The 14,698-nt window shown below is 35.6% G+C and carries 9 protein-coding genes; 4 read left to right on the top strand and 5 right to left on the bottom strand.

Annotated features, from left to right (window positions below; all coding sequences use genetic code 11):
- Window positions 1–3: 3 nt before the first annotated feature.
- From AB674_RS08260 to AB674_RS08250, 3 genes are all read left to right on the top strand, one after another.
- Window positions 4–729, top strand: a complete 726-nt coding sequence (locus AB674_RS08260) for a DUF4198 domain-containing protein (RefSeq protein ID WP_047775562.1) — start codon at window positions 4–6, stop codon at window positions 727–729.
- 293 nt (window positions 730–1,022) lie between these two features.
- Window positions 1,023–3,341, top strand: coding sequence for a TonB-dependent siderophore receptor (locus AB674_RS08255; RefSeq protein ID WP_047775560.1), 2,319 nt, complete (start codon window positions 1,023–1,025; stop codon window positions 3,339–3,341).
- 200 nt (window positions 3,342–3,541) lie between these two features.
- Window positions 3,542–4,861 (top strand): APC family permease, encoded by a 1,320-nt coding sequence (locus tag AB674_RS08250; protein WP_047775776.1) that lies wholly within the window; start codon window positions 3,542–3,544, stop codon window positions 4,859–4,861.
- An 85-nt stretch (window positions 4,862–4,946) separates the two neighbouring features.
- Here the strand turns inward: AB674_RS08250 and AB674_RS08245 are convergent, their stop codons facing one another.
- Complete coding sequence (locus tag AB674_RS08245) at window positions 4,947–7,580, bottom strand: valine--tRNA ligase (RefSeq protein ID WP_047775558.1); 2,634 nt, start codon at window positions 7,578–7,580, stop codon at window positions 4,947–4,949.
- 232 nt (window positions 7,581–7,812) lie between these two features.
- Here AB674_RS08245 and AB674_RS08240 point away from each other — a divergent pair, with 232 nt between their 5' ends.
- Window positions 7,813–8,193 (top strand): DUF1573 domain-containing protein, encoded by a 381-nt coding sequence (locus AB674_RS08240; protein ID WP_047775556.1) that lies wholly within the window; start codon window positions 7,813–7,815, stop codon window positions 8,191–8,193.
- 82 nt (window positions 8,194–8,275) lie between these two features.
- Here the strand turns inward: AB674_RS08240 and AB674_RS08235 are convergent, their stop codons facing one another.
- From AB674_RS08235 to AB674_RS08220, 4 genes are all read right to left on the bottom strand, one after another.
- Window positions 8,276–8,764 (bottom strand): hypothetical protein, encoded by a 489-nt coding sequence (locus AB674_RS08235; RefSeq protein ID WP_047775554.1) that lies wholly within the window; start codon window positions 8,762–8,764, stop codon window positions 8,276–8,278.
- Window positions 8,765–8,902: 138 nt separating this feature from the next.
- Window positions 8,903–11,029, bottom strand: coding sequence for an OmpA family protein (locus tag AB674_RS08230; protein ID WP_047775774.1), 2,127 nt, complete (start codon window positions 11,027–11,029; stop codon window positions 8,903–8,905).
- Between the two features lie 10 nt (window positions 11,030–11,039).
- On the bottom strand, window positions 11,040–11,975 hold the full coding sequence (locus AB674_RS08225) for a type IX secretion system membrane protein PorP/SprF (protein WP_047775553.1): 936 nt from the start codon (window positions 11,973–11,975) through the stop codon (window positions 11,040–11,042).
- A gap of 32 nt (window positions 11,976–12,007) precedes the next feature.
- Window positions 12,008–14,638 (bottom strand): gliding motility-associated C-terminal domain-containing protein, encoded by a 2,631-nt coding sequence (locus AB674_RS08220; protein ID WP_047775551.1) that lies wholly within the window; start codon window positions 14,636–14,638, stop codon window positions 12,008–12,010.
- Window positions 14,639–14,698: the final 60 nt, after the last annotated feature.

The following is a 14,698-nucleotide window of genomic DNA, read 5'->3' as shown; positions in this document are numbered from 1 at the left end:
ATTATGAAATCAAACACTTTAAAAACAATAACATTTTTATTTTTAATGTTCGTTGCTGCCCCTCAATTATTTGCTCACGCACTTTGGATTGATACTAAAGCTACCGGAACAAAAGGAAAAGCACAGGAAATTTCAATTTACTTTGGAGAATTCTCTGAAAACGATATTACAAAAGCAGATAAATGGTTTTCTGATTTAAAAGATTTCTCTTTGGTATTGATCAGTCCATCAAAAAAAGAAACTAAGTTAACGGCAAAAGCTTTAGACAACAGATACCAAGCCTTTTTTACCCCGGATGAAGACGGTGTTTATACCGTTGTGATGCACCATACCGTAAAAGATGTTTACGGTACAATGAAATTAGATTACAATTCAAGCGCAACAGTAGTAGTTGGAAACAAAACTGCCGGAAATAGTGCTACAGCAAACAAAAATACAATTAGTGTATTTTCTGAAAATGCCGATGTTGCTAAAAAAGATACCAAAATAGCAGGACTTGCTTTATTTGATGGTGCTATTGCAAAAGAGATCAAAATTAAAGTAATTGCTCCAAACGGTTGGGAAAAAGAGCTTTGGACGAATGACAAAGGAGAATTTTCATTCACTCCGATCTGGTCAGGAAATTACATGGTAGAATATGCACACACTGATAAAGCAGAAGGTGAGCATAACGGTAAAAAATACAATGAAATCTGGAAAATGGCTACTTACCAAATTACAGTAAAATAAAAACAACAAATACGAATAGCTATAATTCAAATACTTACAAAAATTCAATGAATTACTAGCTCGATTAAATATACATTTTCCTTAAAAACGAGACCTACTTAAAAAATAGGTCTCGTTTTTTATTTACAAGCAATTCCTTGTTCAATACTGCCGTAGATTAAAATAAAATAAGAATAACGTTAATAAATCCTAAGACTATCTTAAGACAACCTTAAGACAAATAAGTTTTAATAACGAAAGTCCAAGCCTACTTTTGCGCAAAATTATTTTTATTTATTCTAAATAAGTTACCAATGAAATATATTCTACTCTTCGGATTATCCATTCTAAGCTTAACCTCTTACGGTCAGCAATATACAAACAATGATAGTGGCAGTTCGATAAACGATACTGTTAAAAAAAGAAAAGGTGAAGAGCTTAAAAGCGTTATCATTACAACTAACAGAGAGCCTAAACCAGTTACCGCAGTTCGTTCGGGTTTAAAACCAATGGACAATCCACAAAGCATACAAGTGATCGGTTCTGAAGTAATCGAACAACAACAAGCCATTCGTTTGAGTGACGTTATAAAAAATGCCAATGGTGTTTATGTGAGCTCTGCTCGTGGTGGCGCACAAGAATCTTTCTTCTCAAGAGGATATGATATGTCTGCCAATAATATGTTTAAAAATGGATTCCGTTACAACTCGGGTTCTATTCCTGATGTTTCAGGTTTAGAGAAGGTGGAGTTTCTTAAAGGGGGTTCTGCGTTATTATTCGGAAATGTAGCTCCGGGTGGAATCTTAAACCTGGTTACTAAAACTCCATTATTTAAAGCAGGTGGTGAAATCTCCATGCAAATGGGAAGTTATGCTTTCTACAAGCCTTCTTTTGATTTTTATGGTCCGCTTAGTAAATCCGTTGCTTTTAGAATAAACGGTTCTTACGAAAACTCAGAAAGTTTCAGAGATGTTGTGAAAAACGAGCGTTTGTACATCAATCCGTCTTTACTTTTTGTGATCAATCCAAAAACACAAATTACTGTTCAGGGAGATTACCTGACAGCAGATTGGACTCCTGATTTCGGAACAGGAATTATAGGAAAAGAAATCCTTGATTTACCTCGTAATGCTTTTTACGGATCTCTTTGGTCTAATGGTACTACCAAATCAGCCAGTGCTTCGGTTTTATTGAACCATGATTTTAATAAAAACTGGAAACTTAATTTCAATAGTTCTTTCCAAAGTTACGATAGAGCTCAATTGTCAACAGCTCAATTATCTGGCTTAGAAACCTATGCAACTCCTGGTGATTGGAATAGAGGTTTGTCAAAAACTAAAAACCTAGAGCAAATACTTGGAGACCAATTGAGTTTACAAGGAAATTTCTATACCGGATCGGTAAAACACCAATTATATACGGGTGTCGATTGGGAAAACTCTTTCGCGACTGCTTATACCTATACATTTGACGAAAAATATGTTCAAACAGGTACAAAGAATGGACTACCAGTATATGGACCAACATTGTACGACACCATAAACTTATTTACGTTTGATCCTAATACTCAAAGAAAAGATATCCCTACTACAGACAGAGCAACTGCAATAAGCAAAACTGACACTAATCGTTTTGGGGTTTATTTTCAAGATTTAGTTTCGATTACAGAAAAATTCAAAGTACTGGCTGGTCTTCGTTGGTCTTGGCAGGAAACAGAAGTTAGTACCTATTCAGAAATATTAAATGCTGCTAAAACGGCTCAAGTTGTTGCTCCTGAAAACGCGACAGCTGTTGTTGCTCCTAAAAAATTAGACAATGCTTTTTCTCCAAAAGTGGGATTAATCTACCAACCAATAAAAGAAATCTCTTTATTTGGTAGCTACTCAAGCTCTTTTACACCAAACACCGGAACAACTGTTGACTCAAAACCAATCGCCCCTTCTATTATTGACCAATACGAAACAGGGATTAAAATGGACTTCTTACAAGGAATGTTGACTACAAATGTTACCGTTTACCAAATCACCAACAGTAACCTGGCGCAAACAGCAGAATTTGACGCAAACGGAGCTCTTAATGTAAATTCACAATTAAAAGTATTAGGTGGAGGAACAAGAAGTAAAGGTGTTGAAATTGATGTTACTGCAACGCCTCTTGAAGGACTTAATATAGTAGCCGGTTATAGTTACAATGACATGCGTTACACTAACACTTCAGGAACAAATGGAAGTTTTGTTGAAGGGGATCGTGTAGCAAGAACGCCACAGACTACAGCTAATTTAAGCTTCTTTTACAAACTAAATGACGGAATGTTTAAAGGTCTTTCATTCGGAGCTATCGGAAACTACATCGGGAATCGTTTAGGCGGATGGAATGATGATTATTTATGGACAGAGAATAAAACACCTGTAACAAACCCGAAAACATACAAGATAACCATTAGAGATCGTGATATTCCTTTAGAAGCATATACTACTATTGATGTATCTGCCGGTTATGAGTGGAGAAAATTCTCAATCTTATGTAAATTATCTAATGTTACAAACGAATTGAATTATACAGTTCACGAAAATTATAGCGTAAACCCAATCGCACCTCGTCAGATTATGACAAGCCTTAAATATAAGTTCTAAATTTTTTGAATTAGATTTTTAACTTCCAAAGCTTTTTCTGTACTCGATTTTGAGAAGCAGAAAAGGCTTTGGTCTTTTATAGCAATTAAAACATTTTAAAACACCAAAACCTCGTTTAGTCTTAGACGAGGTTTTTGGCTTTAACAAAAGATTATTTTTTTATTATAACTACTTTTGCTCACCAAACAAAACCATTACAAATGATAGATTCCAAAAAAAACCAATTAAAGAAAAGCTTAGGATTAAGTTTTAATATTGCCGTCTTAATTGGGGGAACCATTGGAGTCGGAATTTTACGAACTCCCGGCACAATCGCTTCCTTACTGGACAATTACTGGCTTATTATTATTTCGTGGCTCATTGGCGGATTGTATGTGCTTTTAGGGGCAAACTCTTATGCCGAACTGGCCACCATGCTTCCAAAAGCGGGAGGTTCCTACAATTATATCAAAAGAGCATTTGGGGACTATGCCGGTTTTTTATCGGGCTGGTTTGACTATATTACAAATGTAAGTCCACCTGCTTTTTACTGTATCGTAATCAGCGAATATATCATTATTTTATTTCCCGATCTGGCCAGTTATTCTACCGCGATTGCGATTTCGTTATTACTTGCCTTTGTACTGCTGCATTTAAGCGGTGTAAAAAACGGAAGTGCCATTCAGCAAATCACGAGTTTTCTAAAAGTGATTTGTTTCGTCTGTTTATTGGTTGCTTGTTTTATGTATTCGGGAGTAAAATTGCCTGCTATTCCAAAAGACAATTCGTTTTTTCAGATGGGACTTCTGCTTGGGTTTTTCAAATCACTCCAATTGATCATTGGAACTTATAATGGCTGGAATGGCGTTTGCTTTTTTGCAGAGGAAAATGACAATCCGGGTAAAGATATTCCGCGTTCGCTATACAGTGGCGTGTTATTGGTAATTGCCATTTATGTTTTATTGAATGTTGCTTTTTTCCATGTACTGCCGGTCGAAACTTTAGCAAAATCTAACTTGGCAGCCGCAGATGTAGCGAACATTATTTTCGGAAAAAACGGCGCTATCATCGTTACCGTTATTTCTATCTTTTCATTAATAAGTATTCTAAATGCCTTTATGATGATTCCGCCAAGAATCTTATACGGACTAAGCAGGGATGGATTTTTTGTTGACAAAGGAACAAACGTCAATAAAGGCGGAACTCCAATTGTAGCGCTTTTAGTTTCTTCTTTGTTCAGCTTAATTTTAATCTGTATTGGTTCTTTCCAAACCTTATTTTCGTTTGCGGCCTTTACCTCTATTATTGTTTGGGGACTAGCCTATCTTTCGTTACTGAAACTTAGAGCAAAAGAACCTGATTTACCAAGACCTTACCACTCCTTTTGGTATCCTTGGTCTACTATTATTGCTATTATTGTTTCACTGGCATTACTAATTGGTTTTATATACAGTGATCCGAAAAGTTTTGGAATTATTGTGGTTATCACCTTAATCTCCTATCCTTTGTTTTTGATTTTAAATCGAATAAAAAATAAATAAAAAAATAAACCCGACAGGTTTTTGAAACCTGTCGGGTTTGTATATTTAAAATCTAATTCTTACTTCAAACCGGTTAACCTCTTTGTTATTTCAAACCGGCTAAACTCTGCTCGATTGTAGCAATTTTTGCTAAGGCATCAGCTTCTTTTTGTCTTTCGTTAGCCAAAACTTTTTCCGGTGCACCGGCAACAAATTTTTCGTTTGCTAACTTAGATTGAACCGATTTTAAGAAACCTTGCGTATAAACTAACTCTGCATTTAATTTTGCAATTTCAGCTTCAACATCAATATTTCCTGTAATCGGAATAAAGTATTCGTTTGATTTTACACGGAAAGACAAAGCTCCGTCTACTTTATCAGAAACATATTCTAATGCTGTGATATTTCCTAATTTTGTTATTACAGTATCAAAATAAGTAGAAGCGTTATCGTTGTTTACCGCTTTCAATTCAATAGCATCTTTAAACGGAATGTTCTTGTCTTTACGAATCGTTCTGATTCCCGAGATTACTTCCATTGCATTTTCAAAATCAGCAATTAATTTTGCATCAAATGGCTTCAATTCCGGCCAGGTCGAAACAATTAAAGCTTCTTCCGATGTTCTTTCAGCAATTAAGTGCCAGATTTCCTCGGTAAGGAAAGGCATAAACGGATGAAGCAACTTTAAGTTACTTTCTAACATTTCGATAGCGCTGTCAAACGTCTTTTTATCGATTGGTTGTTGGTATGCCGGTTTAATCATTTCAAGAAACCAAGAACAGAAATCATCCCAAACCAATTTGTAAATGGCCATTAGAGAATCAGAAATTCTGTATTTTTCAAAGTTATCTTCAATGTCAACTAACGTTTGCTGCAATTTTGCTGCATACCACTCGATCGCTACTTTTGATGATTCCGGTTGTGGAATCGTTTCTGAAACTTCCCATCCTTTTATCAATTTAAAGGCATTCCAAATCTTGTTAGAGAATGCTTTTCCTTGATTACATAATTCTTCATCAAACATAATATCGTTTCCGGCAGAAGCACTTAAAAGCAATCCCACACGAACACCATCAGCACCAAATGTGTCGATTAAATCTAAAGGATCAGGAGAATTTCCTAATGATTTAGACATCTTACGACGTTGTTTGTCACGTACTAAACCGGTTAAATACACATTGGTAAATGGTTTTTCGCCAGCATATTCGTAACCTGCAATAATCATTCTCGCTACCCAGAAAAACAAAATATCCGGACCGGTTACTAAATCATTTGTTGGATAATAATATTTGTAATCTTCGCTTTCAGGATCCATTATTCCGCCAAAAACAGACATTGGCCAAAGCCAGGAAGAGAACCAGGTATCTAAAGCATCAACATCTTGTCTTAGATCTTTTGTTTCAAGTTTCAAGTTTGATGTTTTCTCTTTTGCTAATGCTAAAGCTTCTTCAATCGTTTCTGCTACTACGAAATCTTCTTTTCCGTCTCCGTAATAGTATGCCGGGATTTGTTGTCCCCACCATAGTTGACGAGAGATATTCCAATCACGAATATTGTTTAACCAATGTGCGTAAGTGTTTTCGAAACGTTTTGGGTGTAATTTAATATCGCCATCAACCAAAACAGATTGAATTGCCGGTTTTACTAAATCTTCCATTTTCAAGAACCATTGGTCTGATAATCTTGGTTCGATTACCGCTTTGGTTCTTTCTGAAGTTCCTACTTTATTTAAATGGATTTCGGTTTTTGCCAAAGCTCCAATTTCTTCCAGTTCTTTTGCGATTTCAGTACGAACAACAAAACGATCTTTTCCTTGATAATGTAATCCGAAGCTGTTTAATGTAGCATCTTCATTAAAAATATCAACGATTTCAAGGTTGTGTTTCTCTCCTAAGGTTTTATCGTTCATATCGTGCGCAGGAGTCACTTTTAGACAACCTGTTCCGAATTCAACATCTACATATTCATCTTCAATAATAGGAATTACTCTTCCACAGATCGGAACGATGGCGTTTTTACCTTTTAAATGGGTGAAACGTTCGTCATTTGGATTGATACAAATAGCAGTGTCTCCAAAAATAGTTTCCGGACGGGTTGTAGCGATCGTTAAGAAATCTTCTGAACCTTCAATTTTATAGTTTAAGAAAAATAATTTCCCTTGTTGTTCTTCGTAAATTACTTCCTCGTCAGACAAAGTAGTTTTGGCTTCCGGATCCCAGTTTACCATTCGGTATCCTCTGTAGATTAATCCTTTGTTGTACAAATCAACAAAAGAACGAATTACAGATGCAGACATATCGGGATCCATAGTAAATTTGGTACGTTCCCAATCGCAGGAAGCACCTAATTTTTTAAGCTGATCTAAGATTACCCCACCATATTTATCTGTCCATTCCCATGCGTGAGCCAGAAACTCTTCGCGTGTTAAATCATTTTTATTGATTCCTTCTGCTTTCAATTTAGCTACAACCTTTGCTTCTGTAGCAATCGATGCGTGATCCGTTCCGGGAACCCAACAAGCATTGAATCCTTTAAGACGCGCTCTTCTGATTAAAACGTCCTGAATGGTATTGTTCAGCATATGCCCCATATGCAAGACTCCTGTGACGTTTGGCGGCGGAATTACAATTGTATAAGGCGTTCTATGATCTGGTTCTGAATGAAAATAATTATTTTTCATCCAGTAATCATACCATTTATTCTCGATCGTTTTAGCGTCAAATTGTGCTGGAATTGTCATTGTATATTGGATATGTTATTTCTGTTTAATATTCATTGGTCCTGCTTGTTTTTTTGGCTCTAAAATAACCAATAAACACATTGACCTGTAAACTTTTAGACTTTGGTTTAATTTTTGTATTTATTATTGACAGCAAAAGTAAATAATTAAGTACACTATAAAAAGCGAAATAATAATTTGTGTATTAATTAAAAGAAAGTATATTTACTTACAACTCAAAAATAATTTCAAAATGAAAAATGTAGCCACTTTTATCGTAATCGCATTGTTTACCACAATTGGTTATACGCAAAACGGCCCAAAAATTGAATTTGCAGCCTCGGACAACACAATTGATTATGGAAAAATTTCTAAAGGTGATAATGGACTCCGCTCTTTTGAATTCACCAATACAGGAGATGCACCACTATTGATTACCGGCGCTGAATCTACCGTTAGCTCCATTATTGTTACCAAACCAGCCGCAGCAATTTTACCCGGTAAAAAAGGAAAAATTGATGTAAAATATAACATGGCTGTCGGCCCGATTCGTAAAACAATCACTGTTGAAACTAATGCCGTAAATTACCCTGATGGTAGAGTCGCCCTAAAAATTAAGGGAGAAGTTTTATAAAAAAATTAAAAGCTAAAAAATAATAAAAGCCGTTTCTTAAATTGAGAAACGGCTTTTTTTCTGCTTTTTTTTATTTAAATAACTACTTTGACTCTTCCACACAGGCTACAGTTGTAAATTTGTATTTAACGTTATCAAAATCGATAGGTTTATCTTTTACCAAATAAGTTACGCCCATCGTAGTCTGCATTGTTCCATTTCCTAAAATAAGCTGTTTGTCTCGTTTTAAAAGAGCCATCGGATTTTTGAATTTAATATTCTTGTTGGTCTTGTCACTAAACGTATAATCTACAAATAAGGTATCTCCATGAAATTCTCCTTTGATATCGCCAATCTTCTCTGCTGCCTGCGCAACCTTCATTACCATGTTACCCGTTATTTTACCATCTTTCAAAGTATTCAACTTTAAGTCAATAGTATCCTTTTCGTATATCGCTTTGTAACATTGAACACTTACAACTTTTTTAGCTTCAGTTTTGGCAGCTTCAATTGCTTTCCACTTTTCATCATTTTTACAGCTTTGGAATCCAATACAGGTTAAAAGCAGGCAGGATAAGGCTAGATTTCTCATAGTTAGATATTTAATTTCATGGTTATTTTATAAAATTAAATAAAAAACGTTCCAAAAAAAAGATTTCTAAATTAAATCTTAATTGATTTAACCCGATTTAAGAAACCGTATTGATTTTCAATCAAATAAGAAACTAAATTATAAATTCTTAATCACAAATTCGCTTCGTCTGTTTAATTCGTGCTGCTCTTCTGTGCAGGAATCATCAGTTTTACATTTTACAATTGGGATTGATTCTCCATAACCTTTAGCAAGTACTCTCTTGGGCTCAATTCCGGATTCTAATAAAAATTCTCTGGTCGAAGAAGCTCTTTTCTGAGATAATTCTTCATTAAATTTAGCATTTCCTCTCGAATCTGTATGGGAACCTATCTCAATAACCATCTCCGGATATTTTTTCATCAGGGCAACAACTCTGCCCAAAACTACTTTGGACTCTTTACGAATGTACCACATATTGTAATCAAAATAAATCGGATCGGTTTTTATAAGCAATCGGTCCTTTTCTTTTACAACATCTTTTTCTTGTTTTAAAATCTGGTCCTCTTTTTCCTTTTTCTTAATTTCTGCCGCTACAATTTCCTCAGCTTTTGCTTTTTTCTCAGCCTCTTTTAAAGCGATAACTGCCAACGCTTCTTTCTCTTTTTTCTGTTCCGTAAGTCGTTGTTCTTCTTTTCTTTTATTTTCGGCTATTTGTTGTTCTTCTAATTTAATAGCTTCTATGGATCGGAGCGTCATCGAAGCATCATTACTGGCATTTCTGGTTTTTCCCGATGTTACCGCTCTTGATTCGTTGGTGTATTTTTCTTTGAATGCCAGAACGATAAACGAACTTTCACAGCCAACTGTAAAACTAAACTTTCCATCCGCGGCAGTAGTAGCTGTACTTATTGTTTTTTTCTCTGAATCTTGCAACATTACCGTTGCATTTTCCAATACCTGTTTTGTATCAAAATCAGTAATGATTCCCGCAATAAACTGTTTACAATCTTCTACAATTAATTCTTTAGTTTCGGTAAATTGATAAATATCGTCACTCCCCTTTCCTCCTTCTCTGTTTGATGCAAAATAACCTTCTTTAGTTCCTGAAATCGTAAAAGAAAAATCATCTAAATTAGAGTTTAAAGGCAAACCGATATTTACCGGTTTTGAATAGTCATTCCCACTAATTTCTGAAACAAAAACATCCAGTGATCCATATCCTAAATGACCATCCGAAGAAAAATAGAGCTTATTATCTTCCGAAACAAAAGGAAACTGTTCTCTTTTGTTGGTATTAACAACAGGTCCAAGGTTTTTTGGAGTATCAAATGCTCCTTTATTGATATTCACCGAAAAAATATCAAAAGACCCTAATGTTCCCGGCATATCTGAAGAAAAATACAGCACTTTTTCATCCGCACTTAAAGCAGGATGTTCAACGGAATAATTCGGACTGTTAAACGGAAGTGCCGTTACGTTTGTCCATTTTCCCTCAACTAATTCGGCTTTAAAAATTTGAAGGTTTGAAATTTTCTGTTCGTTTTTTCTTTTCTTCCCGTTTTTTGAATTGTTACGGGTAAAATAAATGGTTTTGCCGTCTTTTGTAAAAACAGCATTCGATTCGTGCATTCCGGTTTTTAATTCATCTGCAAAATATTGTAACACTGCCTCTTTGGAATTACTGTTTTTTGTTGGTACTGCAACTAAATTTAAATAGGTTTCATTGTCCCATTTAAACTTTTTATCAAACAGACCCGGATTTAATTTAACCCCGGCAAAAACTAAATTGTCTTTGTACTCCACCGCCCCAAACTCGGAATTAGGGGTGTTTATTGCTAAATTTTTAATCTCAAATCGATTCCCGATGGCAGAGACATTTTCCAGTTCTTTTAATTCTTTCTCAAAATAAACAGCCTCTTCTGCATTGGCTGATTTGGCATAATATTCTCTTAGCGCAGCATTAGCCTGATCGTCACTGTTACTGGCTTTTAAAGTTTGTGCGTATCGGTAATAATATTCTCTGTCTAAATCTTTATTGTAGCTGTTTATTAAAAGTCTGTAATAACGCTGGGCTTTTATCAAATCATTGGTGTAATAATAAGAATCTGCCAAGTTTTTAATCACTTCCTGAGACGGTTTATCAACCGCTAGTTTTCCATATAATACGATAGCTTCACTGTAATACGTTTTATCAAAAAAACGTTTGGCTCTTACCAAATCCTGATCCTGGGCCTTTATAAACTGTATTGAAAATACGAATATAATAACGAGTAGTTTTTTCATATTTTTCATTTTAAAAGAATCTTGGTGATTTATCAAACCCTTTTCCTAATAAGTCCAAATCAAAAAGCAGCATAATTTCATGGGTACCTGAATTAAACTGTCCTAAATTAGAAAGCGTGTAGTCGTAAGCATAACCCACTCTAAGAGTTGGTGTAATATTTATGTTTGCCAAAATACTCACTGCATCATCTAATCGGTAAGCTGCTCCTAACTCAAACTTTTCATTGTATAAAATATTTAATGATAGATCTAAAGCAATCGGAGCTCCTTTAACAAATCTAGACATAAAGGCTGGCTTTAATTTTAACATGTCATTCATTTGAAAAACATATCCGGCCGTTAAAAAAGTATGAACATTTTCGGACCCGAAAGCATTTATTCCGGATCTTTCTTCAATATGTTTAGTCTTCAATAAACCGGGAGAAGATATTCCTACATATAAATTATCTCTGAAATAATAGGCGCCTACTCCTATATTAGGTTTGGATACATTAACGTCTTGAGCAAAAGCCAAATCAGTATTGACATTTCCGCTTTGCAGTAAGAAACCGTTAAAATTGGTTTGCAAGGACGTAAATCCGGCTTTTAATCCAAGTGAAAGTTTATTTTTTCCGCCTAAATTTAAGACATAGGCAAAATCAGCATAAAAATTATTTTCTTTTTTAGCGCCATCTCCAATATCATCAGAGATCAGCGACATTCCTACTTCTACTTTATCACTCACGGCTGTATGTCCAAAAAAGGTAAATGTTTTTGGAGCACCGATAGCTCCAACCCATTGTGTTCTGTACAAACCACCAACATTCAACATGGCAGGTGTACCTGTTGCATAAGCGGGGTTTACGACGCTCATATTATACATATAATGCGTATACTCCGGATCTTGCTGTGCTGAAACTGAGGTTATATAAAAGAGGAAACTTATAAAAAGTATTATTTTTTTCATTTGAAAATCATATTAAAGAACGCAAAAATCAATTATCTGTTTAAATAAAGACGTCCTTGTTTTGGTGGTTTGTTTCCTTTATTAAAATAGAGCACGTAAAAATAAACGCCGTTCGGTGCTATTCCGCTGCTAATGCCACTGGCTTCATAATTTAATCCGTCCCAACCCGGTTTATTCTTAAATCCTTTATACATTTCGTTTCCATATCTGTTGAAAATCTGAAGTGTATAACTCGGATACAAAAAGTCGATATCCTGAATTACAAAAGAATCATTTACACCATCTCCATTTGGCGAAAATCCATCAGGGATAAAAACATTTTCTAAAGAATCACATTTTGTTAAAAACACAACAACTTCAAGACTGTTCTCCGAAATACAACCTGTTGTACTTTCAAAATCGAACCCAAAATAATGTCCATTTTCAACCAGAGCCGTAGTTGATGGTACTACATTTCCATTGACACGAGCGTCATACCAAACGACCGATGAGGGTGAATTGGTTCGATTAGTCAAATCTGCAATCGTAGGCCTATCTAGTCCACAAAAACCTGCTCCCTCTGAATTTAACACCGGAGCTGCAGAATCATTTATCGTAACCGCAATCATCGTTGGTTCTGATGTACAACCGGCACTGGAAGTTTCCCTCACATAATAATTCTCTGATTTCAGAATGTATGTAGCTGCAAGTGGTGTAGTTGCGGTTTCAGAAATATACCATTTATATGGAGCTCCATTGGGTTGTAAATTGGCAATTGTCGGACCGTCAGCTTTACAAAAAGACTGAGGATTTGCCGATGGAGCAACAGGAATCGCATTTATCAAAAAAACATCTGACAAATTGGTTATATTGGTACCACAACCTGTTATATTATTAGTCAGTCTCGTAATCGAAACAGTATAGGTTCCCGGATTTGTCGCGGGACCGGAAGGAAGTACAAAACTTGCATTGCCACCCGATACAGGCAAACTAACGGTTAACGGTGTAGAAGTGGTGTTATCTGCTACAGTATACGATAATGAAATATCTGTTAAAGTTCCTAGTCCACTAACTTGAACAGAAACAGGCTCTCCAAAACAAACGTCCTTAATTTGCATTCTTACCGTTGCTGTGGCAGGTAATGGATTTATCAAAATGTCACCACTCAAATTAGCGGTATTGGCACATTGAGAAATCACATGACTGATATTTGTAATCGTTAGTACTGCAGTACCCGCATTGGAATTTAAAATAGCCGGAAGCGAAAAACTCGCATTGCCAGCCGTAAATGTAGCTCTTGCTATTTGTCCGGTGGCCGTATTGGCTCCCGTTAAATTATAAAGAAGATCATAGGTTCCGTCTGTAATTTTTATGGCATCTGAAATCTGCACTGTTGCACTCTCGTTCTGACACGTTATAATTGGTGTAATTTTGGCATCACTTAAATCCGGTATCGCATATACGACTAAGTCATCGGATAAATTATTGATAATATTGGTACATTTTCTGGAACTATTAAATGCAAAAATATCCAGAATACTTACGTTAAAACTTCCTACCTGTTGAAAAAACTTTGAATCTAATGGAAATATAAGAACTCCATTAGTAAAATTTGCTATTACCTCTACCGCTCCTCCATTTGGCCCCGACACCTTATATTGTACAAAATAGCTTCCATCGGGAATAGCGGCGTTTCCTTTTCTTATTGTAACGGAATAATTTGCCGTTGCAATCTCCGTTTCACAGATATCCGTATTAACTGTAAGAGTAGCTCCTGTAAAATCAAGCTTTTTTTCAAGCCTAAACCATACGATTGTCTCTTCTGGGTCGCAAATTGGTTTTGGAGATAAAACTCTATAGGTAAAGTAAAAATATCCTTCCCCAAATCGGTCGTATATTTTTTCCATATCTACAAAATGGTCGCCTGAAAAGGTTAATTCTCCTGTATTTATGCGGTTACTGTCACTCCAAGTTCCACCTGCGTCCTGATCTTTTAGCAATGTATAAAGATCAAAATTGGTATAAGCAGACAAACCATCACTTGCACACAAAGACAAACGTATTGGTTCTCCTGATTTCGGTGCCCTGACAACGGTTATAACAGCCGATGAAGATACAGCTGGACAGCTACCAATGGCGGGCATTGTATAGGTAAATTTATAATCTCCTTCAAAATCAGTAATATTAATTGAAGAATCAACATTTTTATTGGTCGTGTTATCGAACCATTGTCCATTATACTGTGGTCCTAAAAAGAGACCATTAAAGGCTTCAAAAAGATTAAAACTGCCGGTTGCGCTACACTGTGTTGAATTTGAGGTAATCCCCGAATAACCACCAATGGTTACCGTTACTGTGGCCGAATTATCTGTACAGCCAGCCCCGCCATTAACTGTATACGTATAATGGTAAATTCCGCTTTGGCGAATAAGATGTACATTTAAAACTCCTGTTGTCGCATTTAATCCCCCTGTCTCATCGTCATCTGACCATACTCCTCCCGCTGTTGGTGTTCCTCCCAATGCTGCATATAAATTAATCGATTGATTAGCAGGATTAGGAATATCACATACCGTAAGATTACCATCATTCCCCGCGCATTGTGCAAAAACTGAAGAAGGCATAAACGAGAAAAAGACAAAAAACAATATAAAATATAAGAATTTGATGTGATTTTTGAACATAGATTCTATTTTTAGACAAACATATGAAAATATTAATCCCTTGTAAATAAAAAACAAAAT

It is taken from the genome of Flavobacterium sp. ABG, from assembly GCF_001027725.1.
GTDB lineage: Bacteria > Bacteroidota > Bacteroidia > Flavobacteriales > Flavobacteriaceae > Flavobacterium > Flavobacterium cupriresistens.
This window is presented reverse-complemented; position numbering and strand designations above follow the sequence as displayed.

Bases quoted from the DNA above. Each gene is read 5' to 3' on its own strand.
- AB674_RS08255 (WP_047775560.1), top strand. From the start codon at position 1,023: ATGAAATATATTCTACTCTTCGGATTATCCATTCTAAGCTTAACCTCT.
- AB674_RS08230 (WP_047775774.1), bottom strand. From the start codon at position 11,029: ATGAAAAAACTACTCGTTATTATATTCGTATTTTCAATACAGTTTATA.
- AB674_RS08220 (WP_047775551.1), bottom strand. From the start codon at position 14,638: ATGTTCAAAAATCACATCAAATTCTTATATTTTATATTGTTTTTTGTC.
- AB674_RS08225 (WP_047775553.1), bottom strand. From the start codon at position 11,975: ATGAAAAAAATAATACTTTTTATAAGTTTCCTCTTTTATATAACCTCA.
- AB674_RS08235 (WP_047775554.1), bottom strand. From the start codon at position 8,764: ATGAGAAATCTAGCCTTATCCTGCCTGCTTTTAACCTGTATTGGATTC.
- AB674_RS08245 (WP_047775558.1), bottom strand. From the start codon at position 7,580: ATGACAATTCCAGCACAATTTGACGCTAAAACGATCGAGAATAAATGG.
- AB674_RS08250 (WP_047775776.1), top strand. From the start codon at position 3,542: ATGATAGATTCCAAAAAAAACCAATTAAAGAAAAGCTTAGGATTAAGT.
- AB674_RS08260 (WP_047775562.1), top strand. From the start codon at position 4: ATGAAATCAAACACTTTAAAAACAATAACATTTTTATTTTTAATGTTC.
- AB674_RS08240 (WP_047775556.1), top strand. From the start codon at position 7,813: ATGAAAAATGTAGCCACTTTTATCGTAATCGCATTGTTTACCACAATT.